This is a genomic window from Brevibacillus brevis (assembly GCF_900637055.1).
Classification (GTDB): Bacteria; Bacillota; Bacilli; order Brevibacillales; family Brevibacillaceae; genus Brevibacillus; species Brevibacillus brevis.
In genome coordinates, this window is the sequence record NZ_LR134338.1 from 103,245 (window position 1) to 121,460 (window position 18,216).

Below are 18,216 nucleotides of genomic sequence, written 5' to 3' on the forward strand. Positions count from 1 at the left end.
TGGCAATCGTGTATACTGAATAGGATATAGAAGAGGACTGTGCAGATGGGGAGTGTCACACGAACATGGCTTATACCGCGCTATACCGCGTATACCGACCGCAGACTTTTCAAGACGTAGTCGGACAAGAGCATGTTACGACAACCTTGCGTAATGCTTTACGCGAAAATAGGCTGTCCCATGCCTATTTATTCAACGGTCCCCGAGGTACGGGAAAAACAAGTGCAGCCAAAATTATGGCGAAAGCAGTGAACTGCGAGCAGCCCATAGATGGTGAGCCATGCAATCAATGCGATACGTGTAGAGCCATCTCCAACGGTTCTGTAACGGATGTGCTGGAAATCGACGCGGCATCCAACCGTGGTGTTGAAGAGATCCGCGACATTCGCGACAAAGTGAAATTTGCCCCGAGCGACGTCAGGTATAAAGTGTACATCATCGATGAGGTGCATATGCTGACGACAGAGGCATTTAACGCTTTGTTAAAAACCCTCGAAGAGCCGCCGTCCCACGTCATTTTTATTTTGGCGACGACAGAGCCGCACAAGCTGCCAGCGACGATTATCTCTCGTTGCCAGCGCTTTGATTTTCACCGAATTCCACTGAGAGTGATGGTCGATCTTTTGCAAAGGATTTGCCAATCACAAGGGGTGCAGGTGGAGGAGCAGGCCCTGCAGCTCGTAGCGAAGATGGCTGAAGGTGGAGCCCGTGATGCTCTTAGCTTGTTGGACCAAGCGATTAGCTATAGCAAGGACGAGGTTCGTGCTAGTGATATTATGCAGATTACGGGCACAGTTGCCCAATCTTATTTTTCTGTGCTTGCGCGACACATTGCCGAAAATGATGTTGCACAGGTTATGGAGCAATTTGATCAAGTCATGGTGCAAGGGAAGGACCCGGAGCAGTTCCTGCACGATTTCCTCTACTATTACCGCGATATGCTGTTATTGAAGACAGCGCCGCAGTTGGAAGAGATTGTCGAGCGGACCATGATTGATGATCAGTTTGCAGAGGTTGCAAAGCTGTACTCGTTTCCGGTGCTTTACGCAGCGATTGAGACCTGCAATCAGGCTTTGTCGCAATTAAAATGGTCGACCTATGCAAGGGTGCTGGTTGAACTGACCCTTGTCAAAATGTGCCAGCCTAATGCGAATGCGACGGAATCTATGGGAGCCTCACCCGTTAACAGCGAAGAACTGACCGCCATGTCTACTCGCATTCGCGTTTTGGAAGAGCGTTTGGCTCAAGTGATGCAAGGTCAGGTGAGCATTCCCGGCCAGCAAAAGGCCGAAGAAACCCGCAAGAACGAGCCAAGGCGCATAGCTGCGGCATCTGGTGGTTCACGAACCCCGATGAATAGAGTCAGGGAAGTCGCGAAGGCCATGGATGAGAATTTGACGAGACAGGTGCGCGGGCAGTGGAGTCAAATTTTGACCGAACTGAAAAAGATCAAGATCCAGTACCAGGCTTGGCTAGTCAATGGTCAACCGGTAGCTGCCGGCAATGAAGCTGTTGTCGTCACCTTCAACAGTGCCATCCATTGTGACAAGACGATGGAGGCAGAGCTTCGGAGCGTGATCGAGCGCGTTATGTCTACGGTGCTGGGCAGGCCTTTGCAGCTCTTGTCTGTCATGGAGGAAGAGTGGCAAAGTGTAGACCAGCAGGTTGGTCAAAAAGATGCTTCAGATGAGCCAGAAGAGGACCCGTTTTTGGCGGAGGCCATCAAGCTCGTCGGAGAAGGTCTTGTTGAAGTGAAAGACTAAATCATAACTCATAACCATTTAGGGAGGATACCTCAATGAAAAACATGCAGCAAATGCAACAAATGATGAAGCAAGTGAAAAAAATGCAGGAAGAAATGCAAAAAGCGCAAGAAGGCTTGAAAGATAGAATCGTGGAAGGCTCTGCTGGTGGCGGTGCTATCACTGTGAAAATTGATGGACATAAGCAAATCAAAGACATCGTGATCAAGCCAGAAGTAGTAGACCCTGAAGATGTAGAAATGCTGCAAGACCTGGTGCTCACTGCTGTGAACGATGCACTGCGCAAAGCAGACGAAATGGTAGGCAAGGAAATGGGTAAATTTACCGGAGGCATGAACATCCCAGGCCTGTTCTAAAAATTGGGCAGGAAAAGAGGAGTAGGCGATGTTTTATCCAGAACCGGTCTCAAAGCTCATTGATGGTTTTATGAAATTGCCCGGCATTGGTCCCAAAACGGCTGGGCGGCTTGCCTTTTTTGTGCTCAATATGAAAGAGGATGACGTGCTTGATCTGGCAAAAGCATTGGTCAATGCCAAGCGTCAGCTTCATTACTGCTCGGTCTGCAACAATATTACCGATCTCGATCCATGTCATATTTGTCGGGACAAACGTCGGGACGGCTCGATCATCTGTGTGGTGCAAGAGCCGCGAGACGTGGTAGCGATGGAGAAGACGAGAGAGTTTGAAGGGTATTATCACGTTTTGCACGGGGCGATTTCTCCTATGGATGGGATCGGTCCGGAGGATATTCGCATTCCCGACCTGTTGAAGCGCCTCGGTGACGAGCAGGTGAAGGAAGTCATTTTGGCGACCAATCCGAATATCGAAGGGGAAGCGACAGCGATGTACATTTCCCGGTTGATTAAACCTTTTGGCATTCGCGTGACACGTATCGCGCACGGCTTGCCAGTCGGTGGAGATTTGGAGTACGCCGATGAAGTGACGCTGACCAAAGCATTGGAAGGCAGACGCGACCTGTAAAGGAAATTTTCAAATATCATCCTAGAGTACGATAAAGATAGAAAAGAAGACGGGGTCTGCCTGTCTTTTTTTCGTTTCGAGAAGGGGATGAAGAATGCCGGTTATTCGTATGGAGTTTTTGATAGATGCGCCGCAACAGGTTTGCTTCGATGCTGCCAGAAGCATTGATTTGCATATGGAATCGACCGCCAGCACGAAGGAGAGAGCGATTGGAGGAGTAACGAGCGGACTGATAAATATGGGGGAGACGGTTACCTGGGAAGCCATTCACTTTGGTATCAAGCAGAATTTGACGGTGAAAATCACAGAGATGGAGGAACCGCGCTATTTCGTCGATGAGATGGTTTCTGGCGCATTCAAACGGTTTCATCACACGCATGAGTTCATTCCGATATCGGACAATCAGACGAGGATGATCGATATTTTTGACTACACATCTCCGTTGGGTGTTTTGGGAAAGCTCGCGGATTGGTTGTTCTTGGAGGCGTATATGACGCGTTTTTTGCGGACGCGTAATGAATATCTCAAGCAAGTAGCAGAAGCACAGATAAAAGCATTGCAATCTTGATAGAAATGCCGGACTTTTTTGAATGGACGAGACATACAGTGAAATAGGAGCGTGAGGAGATGCTGACAGGACCAGGACTGTCGCTTGCGAGTGGGGTACGGCGACAAAAGTCCACTCCATGGGCGATCATGCTGTTTATTGGGTATTGGCTCATGTTTGTTGCGGAGTTATCCATGATTCGTTTTCACAAGGGAGAAGACGGAAAGTGGGTAGCTACCACCGTCGGGCAACCGGAGGTATGGCTAGGATTACTTGCATTTGCAGTGACGGTATTTAGCTTCATTGCGACCGTTGGTTTCATTGTGAGCTTGCTAAGAGAAAGACAGCAGAAGACGTCATGGCTATGGAAATATGACGAGCTTACAGGGAATGATGTACTGCATATTGTAGCTTGGCTGCATGTGTTTCAAACGGGCGTACTGCTGTTGTACGGGTTTTTACTGGAAGGTACCTTCTTTTCCACCGGTACGATCGGAGGGATATTGGAATCAGCTATTTTTCAACTGTTCCTGCTGATTTTGATTCCGCTGTGGTTTCGTGGACGACTGGGGGAAATCGGCGTTCGCCGACCTGTACGACTAGGCCGGATGCTGTTGATGCTCGCTGCTCTGTTTCTTTTGATTGCACTGGTGCTGGATGCGGTGGTGACTAACCCTGTTGCGGACTGGTTTGGACTGTCTCTGTCATCAGAGCGAGAGCAGCAGATCGAAAAAGAGATTGTGCAGGCGAAAGAAACGGATATTTTGGCGGCGCTCACCTCACTTCTGGTCATTGGCATATTGGTTCCGATTGCGGAGGAGATCTTGTTTCGCGGCGTGATTCAGACTTATCTGGTCCAGAGAATAGGACCCGTTTTGGGTATCTTCCTGAGCAGTCTCTGGTTTGGGCTCCTGCATATGGATCTCGCTCTGCTCGCTCCGCTTTTTGTCATTGGACTTTTACTCGGATTCGTTCGACATCGGTACCAATCAATCTGGGGAGCTGTTTTGTTGCATGCAGTGAACAACATGACAGGGGTACTTTACTACTTTCACTGAGGGGGAAGCTTGCAGGTGAGTAGGTGGAGAAAAAAAGCGCGGTACGTGGTGGAATGGAATGAAGCGAGCCTGGATGCAGCTGTCAATCAGGCCCGAATGGACTGGCAGCATGCCCGTCATCTTGCGGAGATCAGTGAACCGGATGGCGGCTTGGATGATGTCATTTATTATTTGCATGTGACCGAAAAGCGGTATATGTATTTGCTCGCGCAAGCAAAGCGCGAGAGGAATCGCCAACAGGCATAGGAGGAAAGCCGATGACTACAGGGTGGGTTATAGCACTGATTGTAGTTGGAATTTTACTGGTGATTGCCGCCAGCAAATCTGTCACGGGCCCGATCAGGTGGATTGGATTTGGGATCATGCAAGTCGTAATTGGCGCACTACTGCTGTTTTTCACCAATCTGGTTGGGGAGTTGGCTAACTTCCACATCCCGATCAACCCGGTGACGGCTCTGCTCGTCGGACTTCTCCGTTTGCCTGGATTGGCTGCGTTGATTGTCATCAAGCTATGGGTTATGTAAAGGCATATCGATTCGGTTATCCATCGGTAAGCAAAAAAGCAACGCCGCGATCCTCGTATTTCACCCGGCTACGACTTGGCTGACGAAAGGAAGCAAGGAGGGCGAGGAGGCGTGGCAGCGCGACGATCAACGTTCCGGTGATCAAGGTGAGCGCGTATCCTTCCGAAAGCCACACATAAGCTCCGGCTGCTATCGCCATACTTCCCGCGATTACCGTCAGCTCACTGCCCCGATAGACAGTTAGCGGGATGGGAAGCGGATAGCCTGCACCCCACCACGGAGAGACGAGCATATCAGCAGTTGTCTTTGGCTTATGGCCGCGCAGCAGGGCATACAGTCGAAACAAGACCAAATGACAGATCGGTATCACGGGTAGAATCGCTAGCGTAACAATCAGCGTATAAGCGGGGACTTGTAGCATGAATGAGTGCAAAATAAGGGACAAGCCTATTAACAACAGTTGAAAAAGGTAGCCGACGAATCGCCAGCGAAAACGATAGAGCAGCTTGTAGCTATAGATCGTATGGGCGGCGGTTTCCTTCATGAGAAGTCACTTCCTTTTACAGCGGTCTGGATGAATGAAAGTCTGCGTTTCCATTATCGCACAGTCGCAAATCTTGAGAAAGCTCATCCAATAAATGAAACAAGCCGTTTGTCTAGCCTGATTAGACTGACGGCTTTTTGTTATGGGCAGGATAAAAGGAATGAAATGGGAACCGATTCGTTGGGGCGTGAGGAGGAGGAAAGAATAGCGTGAGGCTATGGGTCATTTCAAAGGAGGTCGTAGCCAGATTCGGGAAAGAGCTCGGAGCATGCGGAATAGAGCTGGTTGTTTGCAGCATAGATGCCATACAAGAAGGCGCCAATGGATTTCTGCTGACAAAAGAGAGTGATGGGAAGCTTTTGCAGGAAAGGATGCAACAGCTGGGAACAGGGCCATGGCTCACACTTGTCTACGGAAGCCACGTGCCATACGACTGGGCGAATACTTTACATACCCAATACGAGCACACAGGGGAGCATGAGGTCATTCGCATGGCGTTATTTACCCACGATCGTGCTTTGCTTGGAGGGGAACCCAATGGGAGTTGGATGCGGTACCTCTGTAAGCAGCTCGCTCGCTACTCACTGGTGACCATGGTATGCGGGATACGCGAAGTGGATGAAGCGCTTCGGCAATTGCCTCGCTATTTGGCGTGGAAGGAGCAGTTTTACATCGAACTTGGTGCCAGCTGTGATGAGAAAGGAATTTCTCTGCTCCAAGTCAGTCGCGCGCTGGGTATGGATAAACGAGTCGGTCAGGGGTGGCTCTACCCTTCCCGCGAAGACGATTCCCTCATAGTTCGATGGCTCGAAAAAGAATGCAGGCTCGTTCTACAAAAAGCGAATATACAGCGGATAGCACTTTGGGGAGAGGATTCGCTATGGGAGCATATGCCTTCCGACTGGTTGGCTGAAAAAGAGGTTGCGGTGTACACAGGGGAGGACAAGCCAATTCCGAACAAAAGGATGACGGGTTGGACTTTATGCGATTCGTGGCAGGACGCTGTAAAGGACGCGGATTTGCTTGTGATCGGGAATACCGCAGGAACGGCCATTGCTGAGCTGCCGTTACCCGAGCTGGTTTACGGGATGAGGCAGTCCTACGTCATTGATGCGGCAGCTTGCTTCCCTGTGCAAGAAGCCCAGTCCTACTTCCAAGCCTACCGAGCTATCGGCGAAAACACGAACGTTTGGGAATGATGCTGATTATAATGGGGTATAATGGTTGGTATATTGAGGAAAAGGGCAGGCGTTTTCACTATGGAAAAAGTTGCTCAGCGATGTATCGTCTGTGAACAAGAGCAGAATGACGGAATCGCCATTTGTGAGCAGTTTATCTGTCAGCGGTGCGAACAGGAAATGGTCAATACCGATGTACAGGATGAAAAGTACCCGTTTTTTATTCATCAGATGAGACGCATTTGGTTGCGAAAAGATGCGTGAAGAAAGAAGGCATCGGTGCATTCCGGTGTCTTTTTTTTGCTGGACTCATGTGTGTCCAAATCATGCTAAAATAGGGGAATAAAAATAAAGGACGTGAGTCGCGCGTGTTGGAGAGAGATGTTGAATTTCGGGAGCGACAAAAGCGTGCGCCCCTTTATGAACAGCTTGAACGGCACGCCAAGCATCGGCCGCATCCGTTTCATGTGCCAGGACATAAAATGGGCCATAGCTTTGACAACCATGCCAAAAATCGCTTTCAAGACATACTGGAGCTCGATGTAACGGAAATTAGCGGGACAGATGACCTGCATCAGCCACAGGGCGTCATTGCAGAAGCGCAGGATTTGGCGGCGCAAGCCTTCCATGCGGAACAGACCAAGTTTTTGATCGGAGGAAGTACAGTAGGAAATATCGCCCTCATCATGACGGTATGTCGGCCGGGCGACAAGATTCTCGTACAGCGCAATTGCCATAAGTCTGTATTCAACGGCATTATGATGGCGAGAGCAACTCCGATCTTTTTAGTACCTGCCGTCGATTTGGCAACAGGAGTCGCTGCGGGTGTAAGGCGCGAAGATGTAGAGCGTGCGCTGCTTGCACACCCCGATGCCAAGGCAGTGTTTTTGACGAATCCAACCTACTATGGAATGGGTATCGATTTGGCGAAAATGGCGGCTACGGTCCATCGGTTTGACGCACCGCTTTTGATCGACGAAGCTCATGGTGCCCACTATGGGTTCCATCCTGCCTTTCCGCGTTCTGCCATGCAGGAAGGTGCGGATGCTTCGGTCCAATCGACACACAAAATGGGAACGGCGATGACGATGTCCTCGATGCTGCATATACAGGGGGAGCGGATTGATCGTGAACGGCTGTTCCGTCATCTGGCCATGCTTCAGTCTTCCAGCCCGTCGTATGTGCTGATGGCTTCACTCGATTTAGCCAGACGTCATCTGGTGTTGGAGGCGACCGAAGAGTGGAACAAATTGTTGCCGCTTTTGGACAAGTTTCGGGAGCGACTCGATCGACTGGACTGGCTGGATTGGCCGCGACTGTCCACGAACAGCGTATACGCTACGCTTGACCCGTTGAAACTGTTTTTCCATTTGCGAACGTCCCAATTCAGTGGATTTGAGTTGCAGCAATGGATGGAAAAGCACGGGATTTTCTCAGAGCTGGCGGATGACTCTCATGTACTCCTCGCAGCCTCGACAGGAACATCCTCTCGCGATTTGGATGCATTGTGGAGACTGCTTGAATCGATGGCGCCACAAGTAGAGCCGGGAGAGGAGCGCATTCTTTTGACGGGAGTCGTGTCTTCCCATTATTTGCGTCAGCAGGCACTGCCGATGCATGAAGCCGTTGACTGCCCGAGGGAGTCGATTCTTTTGGAGCAGGCTCTGGGACGAATTGTGGCAGAGATGGTGATTCCATATCCGCCAGGGATTCCGGTGCTGGTGCCAGGCGAGCGGATCGATGAAGAAAGTCTGGCGATGCTGAAGGAATTGGCGAGAGGACAAACGCGATTCCATGGCGTACAGGACGACCAGCTACAAACGATACAGGTTTTACGATAATCTAAGCAACTGGCCTGCTACAACAGGGGTGGAAGGAGTATGGAAGTGGCAACAGGAAAAAAAGGCCGATTTATTACGATAGAAGGCGGAGAAGGGGCCGGGAAATCCACCGTCATCGCCAAGCTGTACGAAGAACTGAAAGCACGGGGAGTCGATGTGCTTTTGACTCGTGAGCCCGGTGGAATTGATATCGCCGAAAAAATTCGGGAAATTATTTTGAATCCGGCCCACACGCAGATGGATGAAAGAACAGAGGCTCTCTTGTATGCGGCAGCACGTGGCCAGCATTTGGCGGAAAAGGTGTTACCTGCTTTGGCAGAGGGCAAGCTGGTACTATGCGACCGTTTTATCGACAGTAGTCTCGCCTATCAAGGACATGCGCGGGGATTGGGCATTGAGGCTGTCTACCAGATTAACCGATTTGCTGTCGGCGACTGCATGCCGGAATTGACCTTGTTCTTTGATGTACAGCCCGAAACCGGATTGGCGCGGATTAATGCCTCCCGTGGACGTGAAGTGAATCGTCTCGATTTGGAAGGGATGCGTTTCCATGAACTCGTTCGGGAAGGGTATCAGCTGGTTATGGAACGCGACCCGAAGCGCTTTGTCGTCATTGATGCCGAGGAGCCGATGGAACAAGTATATGAAGCTGCTTTACAGGCACTGCTAGATCGATTGTAAGGTTGGCAGTACCGCTAGAAGATGTACATGCTGTATAATATGTTTAAGCGAAATAACGTACCAAGCCTACGTGTTTTTCATACAATGAAGAAGTCAATTGGGTATTGATCATGGGAGAAAGGGTGATAGCCGATGAAAATGGTAGTTGCGGTCGTCCAAGATAAAGATAGTGGTCGTCTGTCTCAACAACTGGTGAAAAAAGGGTTTCGTGCTACGAAGCTGGCTAGTACGGGTAGCTTTTTACGCGCCGGTAACACAACTTTTTTGATCGGTACGTCTGACGAAAGCGTGCCGGAAGTAATCGACATCATTGCGCATAATTGCAAATCCCGCAAACAAATGGTCACTCCCGTCTCTCCACTCAGTAATGCTGTAGACTCGTTCATGCCATATCCGCTGGAAGTACAGGTGGGTGGTGCGGCAGTATTCGTATTGGATGTCGGAGAGTTCCACTCATTTTAACGTGGTTCCTTCTCTCTTTTTTCGCAACTTTCGTATATACTTGATCTCACGGGGATAAACCCTGTATTGGATCGGGCGACGGAGGTGGCGATATGAAAATCAGTGATGGGTTACGGCCTAAACTGGACTTGATTAAAACGACGGATTCACGCAAGAATCCTCAACTGGAAAAGCTGAATTTTGGCACGATGATTCAAGGAGAAGACGAACGTATGTCTCAGGAGAAGCTTACCCGGCTACTGACAGACATAGACAGGCAGGGACAGATTCTTGCTCGTTCCCGCGCCGTTCGTGACTTCTATGCTTATAAAAATCTCGTCAAGCAGTTCATGGAAGAGGCTGTGAAGTTCGGCATTGCCTTAGACGATAGACGAGGAATGAATCGGCGTGGCCGCAGCAGGCTGTACAAAATCGTCAAAGAAGTGGATGCAGAGCTGCTCAAACTGACAGATGAGCTCTTGAGCGAGCAGGCGCCAACGATTGATTTGTTAGCCAGGATTGGCGAAATCCGCGGCATGTTGATCAATTTGTATTTTTAGTGGGTGTGAAACCATCATGACATGGACCCGTTTTTCTCAGCAGCCACGAGCACAGGAACTGCTGTATCATAGTTTGCGCAACGAACGACTGGCACACGCCTACTTGCTGGCGGGTCCCAAAGGTTCAGGTAAAAAGCAGATGGCCCTGCATCTGGCGAAGTCCCTTTTTTGTTCAGAAAGGGAGGCAGACGCCTGCGGGGCCTGTGTTACATGCAGGCGCATAGAGGGTGGCAATCACCCGGATGTGTTGTTTATTACGCCTGATGGGGCTTCTATTAAGATCGACCAGATCCGTTCGCTGCAAAAAGAAATGGCGATGCGCGCCGTCGAGTCGTCACGCAAGGTATATATCATCGAGCACGTCGATAAAATGACGACACAGGCTGCCAACAGTCTGCTCAAATTTCTGGAGGAACCGCCCGCTGGTGTACTGGCCCTGCTTTTGACAGAGCACAGCCATGCGATTCTTCCTACAATTTTATCCCGATGCCAAATTGTTCAATTTTCACCACTTTCTGCGGAATCGATTGCGGAAAAGCTGCGTGCAGAGGGCGTTTTGGCGGGAATGGCGCAGGTTGCTTCCCACATTACGACAAATGTGGAAGAAGCCATGACACTCAGCCAATCAGAATCGTTTGCACAGCTAAGAAATCTAGTGATACAATTGGTGCAGGAGTGTAAACAGCGCAATTCATCTGCACTCTTAACGATCCATGATATGTTGCAAAAGAGCGACAAAAGTAAAGAGGAACTACCCCTCTTTTTAGATTTGCTCATCCTTTGGCTGCGCGATATCCTGTATTTGCAAGTAGGCAGGCATGCCCATCTCATTAACAGCGACCAACAGGATGTGCTGCAAGGACAAGCACTGGTATGGACAAAAGCTGAGCTCTTGCGCGGGATAGATTTGGTCATGGAGACGAAAAATCGGATAGAGCGAAATGCCAACGCACAGTTGGCTCTTGAGCGGTTGGTTCTTCAATTCCAGGAGGGATAACCCTTGTACGAGGTTGTTGGGGTCCGCTTTAAGAAAGCGGGCAAAATATATTACTTCGACCCTGACCGACTGCCGATTGAGCAAGATTGCACCGTCATCGTTGAAACGGCGCGAGGGGTCGAATTTGGCAAGGTCGTCATTGGCAAAAAAGAAGTGGCTGAGTCTGATGTCGTCTTGCCGCTGAAAAAGGTCATTCGGATGGCAGACGAGCGAGATGCTAAACAGGTGGATGAAAACAAGCAAGCCGCCAAGAATGCTTTTGCTGTATGTCAGACGAAAATCAAGGAGCACAAGCTCGATATGAAGCTGGTCGATGTGGAATACACATTTGACCGCAACAAGATTATTTTTTATTTTACCGCTGACGGCAGGGTTGATTTCCGTGAGCTGGTGAAAGACCTCGCCTCCGTATTCCGTACCCGGATTGAGCTTCGCCAGATCGGTGTGCGTGACGAAGCCAAAATGCTCGGCGGGATCGGGCCTTGTGGCAGGTTGCTTTGCTGTTCGACGTTCCTCGGCGATTTCGAGCCTGTCTCGATCAAAATGGCCAAGGACCAAAATCTTTCGTTGAATCCAGCCAAAATCTCTGGTCTGTGCGGCCGGTTGATGTGCTGTTTAAAATACGAGAACGACAACTATGAAAGCTCGAAGGATGAGATGCCGGACGTTGGAAAACTGGTCACCACCCCGATGGGGAATGGACGAGTCGTTTCCGTAAACGTACTTGATCAATCTGTCCAAGTGGAGCTTTCAATCGACAAACGCGTCACCGAATTCGGATTGGATGAGATTGCGATAGGTCTCCCCACCTTTGAATAAAGCGTGGGGGTAGGGGAGAGGTGAGCTAGTGGACAAACGGGAAATCTTCGTCAAGATGGCGAGCATTGAAGAACGTATTGGTGACCTTTATAAAGAAATTGGTGAACTGAAAGACGTCATCGTTGTTTTGATGGAGGAAAACGCCCAATTACTCGTTGAAAACCAGCACCTTCGCAACCGACTAGACAGGAAAAAGACCGGCTCCCAAGCAAAACAAAAGGGAACAAGCCCTGTCGCGAAGGAAAAAGCCAAAAAGGCAGTGGTCGGAGAAGGATATGACAACCTCGCCCGTTTGTACGCGGAAGGATTTCATATCTGCAATGTGCATTTTGGCAGCCTGCGAAAAGAAGGGGATTGCCTGTTCTGTCTCTCATTCCTGAGCGGCGGCCCTCAAAAATAAGCGGTGAGTAACCAGCACCACATGAAAAAGCGACCTGGGCCACGTGTCAGGTCGCTTTTTTCCGGATAGGAATAATAAGACAAGAACAAAAGGGAGTACGAGCCGTAGATGGAACCTGTCAGCAACGTGCCGCTGTATGAAACAGAGCGCATCGATGATTTATTGACACATGAAATGAAAATAATCCAGAGCCACGAAGTGTTTTGCTTTTCAATGGACGCGGTTCTTTTGGCGCGATTCGCATCGGTGCCAAAGCGCGGAAAAGTACTGGATATGTGCACGGGCAATGGAGCTATACCGCTCATTATGACCACGCGTACGCCGGAAGCCAGTTTTGATGGAATCGAAATTCAAGAGCGTTTGTTCAGTATGGCGAGCCGCAATGTGACATTGAATGGTTTGAACGAACGAATTACGATGCATCACGGCGATGTGAAGGATGCAGTGTCGTTGTTCGGGCACGGGAAGTACGATTTGATCACATGCAATCCGCCGTATATGCCTGCGACGAGCGGGGAGAAAAACATCAGCGAGCACTTTGCGATTGCCCGTCATGAAATTATGCTGTCCTTGGAGGATGTCATTCGCGTGGGGAGTCAGTTGCTAAAAACCGGTGGGAAGCTGGCGCTCGTACATCGATCCACACGTTTGATCGACATCGTTTCGCTTATGCGCCAATACGGCATCGAGCCGAAACGGATGCGTCTGGTTTATCCGCGTAGGGAAGCAGAGCCGAATATGGTTCTGATCGAGGGAATAAGGGGTGGAAAGCCGGAGCTGAGAATTCAGCCGCCGCTGATTGTGTATGAAAATGGAGAGCAATACTGTGAAGAGCTACAGGAAATCTATTATGGCAGACGAGATTCCCTCGAGTAAGAGTCACTATGTCTACATCCTGTCTTGTGCGGATGGGACACTCTACACCGGATATACGACAGAGCTGATCCGTCGCTTGGCTGCTCATAATGAAGGAAAGGGTGCCAAGTATACGAGAGGCCGCGGGCCAGTGGAGCTGCTCTATTGGGAAGAAGGAGCAGACCGTTCCTGGGGTCTCAAGCGTGAAGAGAGCATCAAACGATTAACGCGCAAGAAAAAAGAAGAATTGATTGGAGGGGCCTCCGAATGAATGTGCAACGCAGTTTTGCGTCAGAAGAAGCAGGAGTCCTTTATTTGGTGGCTACACCCATCGGTAATCTCGATGATATCACGGTGCGGTGTCTAAATACGTTGCGTGAAGTCGATGTCATCGCGTGTGAAGATACGCGCCAGACGAGAAAGCTGCTGAATCATTTTCAGATCGAAAAACGTACGGTCAGCTATCACGAGCATAATAAGGAAGCAAGTGGGAATGGGTTGTTGCAGTGGCTTGCCGAGGGCAAGAAAATTGCCTTAGTGAGTGACGCTGGCTTGCCGGCTATTTCCGACCCGGGTGCGGAGCTGGTACGAGATGCGACCGCAGCGGGATTTCCTGTCATCCCCGTTCCAGGTGCCAATGCGGCATTGACAGCGTTGATCGCTTCCGGTCTTCCCACGGATCGATTCGTTTTTTGCGGATTTATGGGTCGCGAAAACAAAGAAAGACGCGAAGAGCTGGAACGACTGAAGCGATATCCAGAAACGCTGATTTTTTATGAAGCTCCCCATCGGGTGGAAAAGACGCTTGCTGCCATGCAGGAAGTGTGGGGGAATCGGCGAGCTGTCCTGGCAAGAGAGCTGACAAAGCGCTACGAGGAATTTGTGCGTGGGACGTTGGACGAGCTGCTGGAATGGCTCAGAAGCGGCGAGGTGCGCGGTGAGTTTTGTGTCATTGTCGAAGGGAACACCGGTCCGCTGGAAGCGGAAGCCGATGATACCTGGTGGCAGTCGCTGAGTATCGTGGAGCATGTGGATCATTATTGCGCACAAGGCATGGGGAAAAAGGAAGCCATCAAGCAAGCAGCCGATGATCGGAACGTATCCAAACGAGATGTTTACAACGAATATCATCGTGAATAGAAGGTAATGAGTGAGTAAAGCTGGCCGATACGGTCGGCTTTTTTCTTTTCGTCATGTCGACAGTGTATGTGAATACGATGGTAGGGAGCGCTGACGGTGTTTTCGGAAGGGATAGATGGGGGGATCAGCGGTGAGTATTCGTGATTCTCGTTTTATTGTGAATACAGATGAAAAGGATGATCACTTCATATTTACGCTGCCGGTTACATGGAACAGTAGACCGTACGAATATGCCTGGGCCAAACAGTTTGCCAAACCGAATGACGTCGTGCTCGATTCGGCATGCGGGATCTGCCACCCATTCAAATTTTATTTGGCTGATCATTGTCGAGAAGTACACGCTTGTGATCTCGATAATCGGATATTGTCTAAGGAAGCGATCTATCAAGATATTGTGGACGTATTTGGGAAAAGAGTAGCAGACAGCTTGCCTGCACATTATTTTGACGGTATTCATTATTGTCGAGCCAATTTGACCTACTTGCCGTACTCGAATCAAAAGTTTGATACTGTATTTTGCATCTCTGTTCTCGAACATCTCGAAGACCCGATCATGGTGCAAGCATTTCGCGAATTTCACAGAGTGTTAAAAGACGATGGGGAGCTCGTACTCACTTTTGATTACCCGCTGATCAATTTAGCGCGGCTACAGCAAGTTTTGGGAGAGGTTGGACTACAGTTTTCTGGCGAAGTATCCTTTGAAATGCCGGCAGATGTGGTTTATTCTGATTTGTATGTACCCAGGCTGTTCTTCTTCCGAGCACTGTTGAAGAAAAAATAGCAAACAAATAGCCTTCGTGAGGCTCGTCCCACAAAGGCATGTTTATGTAATCAAATGATATTAGCGTTTAACAGGCATTTCAGTCAGGCAATCTTGGCACACAATTTTACCTTTAAAGTGAGATACTTTATCAGCGTTTCCACAGAAGATACATGCAGGCTCATACTTTTTCAGGATGATGCGCTCTCCGTCAACGTAGATTTCCAAAGCATCTTTCTCAGCGATACCCAGAGTGCGGCGCAATTCGATTGGAATAACAACACGACCCAATTCATCTACTTTGCGAACGATACCGGTTGATTTCATCATAGCTAAAATCTCCTCCCAAAATCTGTATATGTCGATGCTATTGTTATACACTCATCATTTATCGTCAATATTCGACATTTTCTGTTGGGATAATCATACCAGCCATTCCCAAAGGTGTCAACATGATTTTGACAATTCCTTGAAAAGCAAAATGTTTTTTCAAAACGAAAATGCTGTTAAAAAGTGTTTCTCGGAATGATGGAAGTGATATGGAAATTTTTATGGATAAAATTTACTGGGAGTATTGGGTGTCGAACAAGTCGACGAATGTCGAAACACAACATGGAGATTCGACAAAAACTCCAAGTTTTCCCTTTTGCGCTTGTAATTTGTAAAGTTGGCATGGAGCGAGTGATAAAATTCCTTAGGAAAATGGGCTTGCCTAGGATGTTTACAAAACAGGTTGGTCGTGTACAATAGAGGATAAATACAGCAAATGATAGCAATCGACCATGATGGGAAGAGTAAGCCGATCCTCCTTATTTCAGAGAGCCGGGGTAGCTGAAAACCGGTATAAGCGAGCAAGCTGAACATGGACCCTGAGTCTTGCAGATGAACAGTGACGGCATTGACCGTACCTAGTAGTTTGTGACGTATGCCCACGTTACGGGTAGAGTCATGTTTTGACTCACCAAGTCCGTTTTCCGTGAGGGAACGGAGTGTTTGGGTGGTACCGCGAGATAGAGCTCGCCCCAATTTTTTTGGGGTGGGCTTTTCCTTATTTTAATAAACGTAAACAGGAGGGGAATAGTTGCAATGAAACCTACTTATTACATCACGACACCGATTTACTATCCAAGCAACAAGCTTCACATCGGTAACGCTTACACTACCATTGCATGTGATGCTTTGGCGCGTTACAAGCGCTTGCGCGGCTATGATGTGTATTACCTGACAGGAACAGATGAGCATGGACAAAAGCTCCAGGAGCGTGCAGCCGAGGATGGCAAGCAACCGCTCGAATTCATCGATCCGATTGTCGATTGGGTAAAGGACTTGTGGCAAAAGCTGGACATCTCTTATGACGATTTCATCCGTACCACTGAGCCTCGTCATAAAGAAGTCGTACAAAAAGTGTTCCAGCGCCTGCTCGATCAAGGTGATATTTACTTGGGCGAGTACGAGGGCTTCTACTGTGTACCTGACGAGGCATTTTGGACAGAAACTCAATGTAAAACCGATAATGGATATATTTGCCCAGACTGTGGACGCGAAGTGAATAAAGTGAAGGAGAAAAACTACTTCTTCCGCATGTCCAAATATCAAGACAGACTGCTTGCGCACATTGAAGCGAATCCTGAGTTTATCCAGCCAGAGAGCCGCCGCAATGAAATGATCAACAACTTCTTGAAGCCAGGTCTCCAGGATTTGTCCGTATCCCGCAGTACGTTTGACTGGGGAATCAAGGTGCCAAGCGATCCGGAGCACGTTATTTACGTATGGATCGATGCATTGACGAACTATATTTCTGCTCTCGGCTACTTGTCCGAGGATGACAGCAAATACCGTAACTTCTGGCCAGCCAATGTTCACATGGTTGGAAAAGACATTTTGCGCTTCCATACGATCTACTGGCCAATCCTATTGATGGCACTGGATATTCCTTTGCCAAAACAAATTTTTGGTCATGGCTGGCTTCTGATGCCAGATGGAAAAATGTCCAAATCCAAGGGTAATGTCATTGACCCGAAAGTTTTGATCGACCGTTACGGTTCTGACGGCGTTCGCTACTTCCTGCTTCGTGAAATCAACTTCGGTCAGGATGGCATCTTCACGCCAGAATCGTTCGTACAGCGCCTGAACTACGACTTGGCTAATGACATCGGAAACCTGCTGAGCCGTACCGCTACGATGATTGAGAAATATTTCGATGGTATCGTTCCAGCTCCACAGGATGCAGGAGAGCCGGATGACAGCTTGATCGGCCTGGCAATGAAAACGAAGGCGCTGGTGGAAGAGCACATGGAAGAAATGCGCTTCTCCAATGCACTGGCTCACATCTGGGAACTGGTGGGACGTACAAACAAATACATCGACGAGACCATGCCTTGGAATTTGGCAAAATCCGAAGAAACCAAAGGTCGTCTGGCAACCGTTATGTACAATTTGGTGGAAAGCATCCGTATTAGCTCCGTGCTGATCCAACCGTTTATGACCAAAGCACCAGCGAAAATTTGGGACCAACTGGGTATTTTGGGCAATGAAGAAGCAACGAGCTGGGAATCTGCAGGTGTATGGGGTGGATTGCCTGCTGGAAGCACCGTTAGCCGTAAAGAATTGCTCTTCCCTCGTCTGGATGTTCAAGCGGAACTGGCTTTCATCGACGATTCGACAGCAGAGGCACGCCGCCAAGCGGAGGAAAACAAGAAAAAGCAAGCAGCTTTGAAAGGGGAAGCACCTGTGAGCGAAACAAACACCAACCAAACAGAAGCCGCAACTGACAAACCAGCTGATGCAAAAGAAGAAATCAGCATCGACGATTTTGGAAAAGTAGAGCTGCGCGTCGCACAGGTAGTGGAATGTGCCAAGCATCCAAATGCTGACAAGCTGTTGGTTCTGCAATTGGATCTCGGCTACGAGAAGCGCCAGGTTGTTTCCGGTATCGCAAAATACTACTCCCCAGAAGATATGGTCGGCAAAAAAGTGATCCTCGTAGCCAACCTGAAGCCAGTGAAGCTTCGCGGTGAGCTGTCTCAAGGGATGATCTTGGCAGCATCGGCAGGAGATCAGTTGACACTTGCGACTGTTGACCCAAGTATGCCAAACGGAGCAATCGTGAAGTAACGAGGGCAAGGAA

Annotated in this window: 23 protein-coding genes and 1 other annotated feature; of the genes, 21 read left to right on the plus strand and 2 right to left on the minus strand. The window is 49.1% G+C overall.

The window, feature by feature from the left end; translation table 11 throughout:
- Positions 1–65 precede the first annotated feature (65 nt).
- The 7 genes from dnaX (at position 66) to EL268_RS00645 (ending at position 4,873) form a co-directional block, all read left to right on the plus strand.
- On the plus strand, positions 66–1,763 hold the full coding sequence (gene dnaX / locus EL268_RS00615) for a DNA polymerase III subunit gamma/tau (protein WP_106657012.1): 1,698 nt from the start codon (positions 66–68) through the stop codon (positions 1,761–1,763).
- A 44-nt stretch (positions 1,764–1,807) separates the two neighbouring features.
- Positions 1,808–2,119 (plus strand): YbaB/EbfC family nucleoid-associated protein, encoded by a 312-nt coding sequence (locus EL268_RS00620; protein ID WP_041749751.1) that lies wholly within the window; start codon positions 1,808–1,810, stop codon positions 2,117–2,119.
- A 28-nt stretch (positions 2,120–2,147) separates the two neighbouring features.
- The gene (gene recR, locus EL268_RS00625) at positions 2,148–2,744 is read left to right on the plus strand and encodes a recombination mediator RecR (RefSeq protein ID WP_012683846.1); all 597 of its coding nucleotides are present in this window, start codon (positions 2,148–2,150) and stop codon (positions 2,742–2,744) included.
- A 94-nt stretch (positions 2,745–2,838) separates the two neighbouring features.
- Positions 2,839–3,312 (plus strand): SRPBCC family protein, encoded by a 474-nt coding sequence (locus tag EL268_RS00630; RefSeq protein WP_106657013.1) that lies wholly within the window; start codon positions 2,839–2,841, stop codon positions 3,310–3,312.
- A gap of 59 nt (positions 3,313–3,371) precedes the next feature.
- Complete coding sequence (locus EL268_RS00635; RefSeq protein ID WP_106657014.1) at positions 3,372–4,349, plus strand: CPBP family intramembrane glutamic endopeptidase; 978 nt, start codon at positions 3,372–3,374, stop codon at positions 4,347–4,349.
- Positions 4,350–4,364: 15 nt separating this feature from the next.
- A complete protein-coding gene (locus EL268_RS00640) occupies positions 4,365–4,595 on the plus strand; it encodes a DUF2508 family protein (protein WP_106657015.1) in 231 nt (76 codons plus the stop codon).
- Between the two features lie 11 nt (positions 4,596–4,606).
- On the plus strand, positions 4,607–4,873 hold the full coding sequence (locus tag EL268_RS00645) for a pro-sigmaK processing inhibitor BofA family protein (protein ID WP_007719887.1): 267 nt from the start codon (positions 4,607–4,609) through the stop codon (positions 4,871–4,873).
- A 16-nt stretch (positions 4,874–4,889) separates the two neighbouring features.
- Here the strand turns inward: EL268_RS00645 and EL268_RS00650 are convergent, their stop codons facing one another.
- Positions 4,890–5,417 carry a hypothetical protein gene (locus EL268_RS00650; protein ID WP_106657016.1) on the minus strand — a complete coding sequence of 176 codons (528 nt, stop codon included), beginning with the start codon at positions 5,415–5,417 and terminating at the stop codon, positions 4,890–4,892.
- Between the two features lie 209 nt (positions 5,418–5,626).
- Here EL268_RS00650 and EL268_RS00655 point away from each other — a divergent pair, with 209 nt between their 5' ends.
- From EL268_RS00655 to EL268_RS00715, 13 genes are all read left to right on the plus strand, one after another.
- Positions 5,627–6,616 carry a hypothetical protein gene (locus EL268_RS00655; RefSeq protein WP_106657017.1) on the plus strand — a complete coding sequence of 330 codons (990 nt, stop codon included), beginning with the start codon at positions 5,627–5,629 and terminating at the stop codon, positions 6,614–6,616.
- 60 nt (positions 6,617–6,676) lie between these two features.
- The gene (locus EL268_RS00660; RefSeq protein WP_007719893.1) at positions 6,677–6,859 is read left to right on the plus strand and encodes a sigma factor G inhibitor Gin; all 183 of its coding nucleotides are present in this window, start codon (positions 6,677–6,679) and stop codon (positions 6,857–6,859) included.
- 104 nt (positions 6,860–6,963) lie between these two features.
- Positions 6,964–8,436, plus strand: coding sequence for an aminotransferase class I/II-fold pyridoxal phosphate-dependent enzyme (locus EL268_RS00665; protein WP_106657018.1), 1,473 nt, complete (start codon positions 6,964–6,966; stop codon positions 8,434–8,436).
- A gap of 39 nt (positions 8,437–8,475) precedes the next feature.
- Positions 8,476–9,117 carry a dTMP kinase gene (tmk, locus tag EL268_RS00670; RefSeq protein WP_106657019.1) on the plus strand — a complete coding sequence of 214 codons (642 nt, stop codon included), beginning with the start codon at positions 8,476–8,478 and terminating at the stop codon, positions 9,115–9,117.
- A 132-nt stretch (positions 9,118–9,249) separates the two neighbouring features.
- A complete protein-coding gene (locus EL268_RS00675; RefSeq protein ID WP_007719896.1) occupies positions 9,250–9,579 on the plus strand; it encodes a cyclic-di-AMP receptor in 330 nt (109 codons plus the stop codon).
- A gap of 92 nt (positions 9,580–9,671) precedes the next feature.
- Positions 9,672–10,118, plus strand: coding sequence for a YaaR family protein (locus EL268_RS00680; RefSeq protein WP_007719898.1), 447 nt, complete (start codon positions 9,672–9,674; stop codon positions 10,116–10,118).
- Positions 10,119–10,134: 16 nt separating this feature from the next.
- Positions 10,135–11,115, plus strand: a complete 981-nt coding sequence (gene holB / locus EL268_RS00685; protein WP_047074446.1) for a DNA polymerase III subunit delta' — start codon at positions 10,135–10,137, stop codon at positions 11,113–11,115.
- A 3-nt stretch (positions 11,116–11,118) separates the two neighbouring features.
- Positions 11,119–11,934, plus strand: a complete 816-nt coding sequence (locus EL268_RS00690) for a PSP1 domain-containing protein (RefSeq protein ID WP_012683857.1) — start codon at positions 11,119–11,121, stop codon at positions 11,932–11,934.
- A 28-nt stretch (positions 11,935–11,962) separates the two neighbouring features.
- On the plus strand, positions 11,963–12,334 hold the full coding sequence (gene yabA, locus EL268_RS00695) for a DNA replication initiation control protein YabA (protein WP_012683858.1): 372 nt from the start codon (positions 11,963–11,965) through the stop codon (positions 12,332–12,334).
- 108 nt (positions 12,335–12,442) lie between these two features.
- Positions 12,443–13,210 (plus strand): tRNA1(Val) (adenine(37)-N6)-methyltransferase, encoded by a 768-nt coding sequence (locus tag EL268_RS00700; protein ID WP_106657020.1) that lies wholly within the window; start codon positions 12,443–12,445, stop codon positions 13,208–13,210.
- Positions 13,185–13,460: a GIY-YIG nuclease family protein gene (locus EL268_RS00705; protein WP_007719905.1), complete on the plus strand. Its 276-nt coding sequence runs from the start codon at positions 13,185–13,187 to the stop codon at positions 13,458–13,460. Before EL268_RS00700 ends, EL268_RS00705 begins: the two co-directional genes overlap by 26 nt.
- Positions 13,457–14,329, plus strand: coding sequence for a 16S rRNA (cytidine(1402)-2'-O)-methyltransferase (rsmI, locus tag EL268_RS00710; protein ID WP_106657021.1), 873 nt, complete (start codon positions 13,457–13,459; stop codon positions 14,327–14,329). Before EL268_RS00705 ends, rsmI begins: the two co-directional genes overlap by 4 nt.
- Before the next feature lie 130 nt (positions 14,330–14,459).
- Positions 14,460–15,110 (plus strand): class I SAM-dependent methyltransferase, encoded by a 651-nt coding sequence (locus tag EL268_RS00715; RefSeq protein WP_106657022.1) that lies wholly within the window; start codon positions 14,460–14,462, stop codon positions 15,108–15,110.
- 60 nt (positions 15,111–15,170) lie between these two features.
- Here the strand turns inward: EL268_RS00715 and EL268_RS00720 are convergent, their stop codons facing one another.
- The gene (locus EL268_RS00720; protein ID WP_007719913.1) at positions 15,171–15,419 is read right to left on the minus strand and encodes an AbrB/MazE/SpoVT family DNA-binding domain-containing protein; all 249 of its coding nucleotides are present in this window, start codon (positions 15,417–15,419) and stop codon (positions 15,171–15,173) included.
- A 443-nt stretch (positions 15,420–15,862) separates the two neighbouring features.
- Positions 15,863–16,117, plus strand: a binding site (T-box leader).
- A gap of 58 nt (positions 16,118–16,175) precedes the next feature.
- Here EL268_RS00720 and metG point away from each other — a divergent pair.
- Positions 16,176–18,203: a methionine--tRNA ligase gene (metG, locus tag EL268_RS00725; RefSeq protein WP_106657024.1), complete on the plus strand. Its 2,028-nt coding sequence runs from the start codon at positions 16,176–16,178 to the stop codon at positions 18,201–18,203.
- The last annotated feature ends 13 nt before the right edge of the window (positions 18,204–18,216 follow it).

What these genes read in the sequence shown, in the direction of transcription:
- metG (WP_106657024.1), top strand. Translation starts at nt 16,176, where the DNA reads ATGAAACCTACTTATTACATCACGACACCGATTTACTATCCAAGCAAC.
- recR (WP_012683846.1), top strand. Translation starts at nt 2,148, where the DNA reads ATGTTTTATCCAGAACCGGTCTCAAAGCTCATTGATGGTTTTATGAAA.
- EL268_RS00630 (WP_106657013.1), top strand. Translation starts at nt 2,839, where the DNA reads ATGCCGGTTATTCGTATGGAGTTTTTGATAGATGCGCCGCAACAGGTT.
- EL268_RS00635 (WP_106657014.1), top strand. Translation starts at nt 3,372, where the DNA reads ATGCTGACAGGACCAGGACTGTCGCTTGCGAGTGGGGTACGGCGACAA.
- EL268_RS00720 (WP_007719913.1), bottom strand. Translation starts at nt 15,419, where the DNA reads ATGATGAAATCAACCGGTATCGTTCGCAAAGTAGATGAATTGGGTCGT.
- tmk (WP_106657019.1), top strand. Translation starts at nt 8,476, where the DNA reads ATGGAAGTGGCAACAGGAAAAAAAGGCCGATTTATTACGATAGAAGGC.
- holB (WP_047074446.1), top strand. Translation starts at nt 10,135, where the DNA reads ATGACATGGACCCGTTTTTCTCAGCAGCCACGAGCACAGGAACTGCTG.
- dnaX (WP_106657012.1), top strand. Translation starts at nt 66, where the DNA reads ATGGCTTATACCGCGCTATACCGCGTATACCGACCGCAGACTTTTCAA.
- EL268_RS00680 (WP_007719898.1), top strand. Translation starts at nt 9,672, where the DNA reads ATGAAAATCAGTGATGGGTTACGGCCTAAACTGGACTTGATTAAAACG.
- EL268_RS00650 (WP_106657016.1), bottom strand. Translation starts at nt 5,417, where the DNA reads ATGAAGGAAACCGCCGCCCATACGATCTATAGCTACAAGCTGCTCTAT.
- EL268_RS00675 (WP_007719896.1), top strand. Translation starts at nt 9,250, where the DNA reads ATGAAAATGGTAGTTGCGGTCGTCCAAGATAAAGATAGTGGTCGTCTG.
- EL268_RS00660 (WP_007719893.1), top strand. Translation starts at nt 6,677, where the DNA reads ATGGAAAAAGTTGCTCAGCGATGTATCGTCTGTGAACAAGAGCAGAAT.
- EL268_RS00645 (WP_007719887.1), top strand. Translation starts at nt 4,607, where the DNA reads ATGACTACAGGGTGGGTTATAGCACTGATTGTAGTTGGAATTTTACTG.
- EL268_RS00705 (WP_007719905.1), top strand. Translation starts at nt 13,185, where the DNA reads ATGGCAGACGAGATTCCCTCGAGTAAGAGTCACTATGTCTACATCCTG.
- EL268_RS00700 (WP_106657020.1), top strand. Translation starts at nt 12,443, where the DNA reads ATGGAACCTGTCAGCAACGTGCCGCTGTATGAAACAGAGCGCATCGAT.
- EL268_RS00620 (WP_041749751.1), top strand. Translation starts at nt 1,808, where the DNA reads ATGCAGCAAATGCAACAAATGATGAAGCAAGTGAAAAAAATGCAGGAA.
- rsmI (WP_106657021.1), top strand. Translation starts at nt 13,457, where the DNA reads ATGAATGTGCAACGCAGTTTTGCGTCAGAAGAAGCAGGAGTCCTTTAT.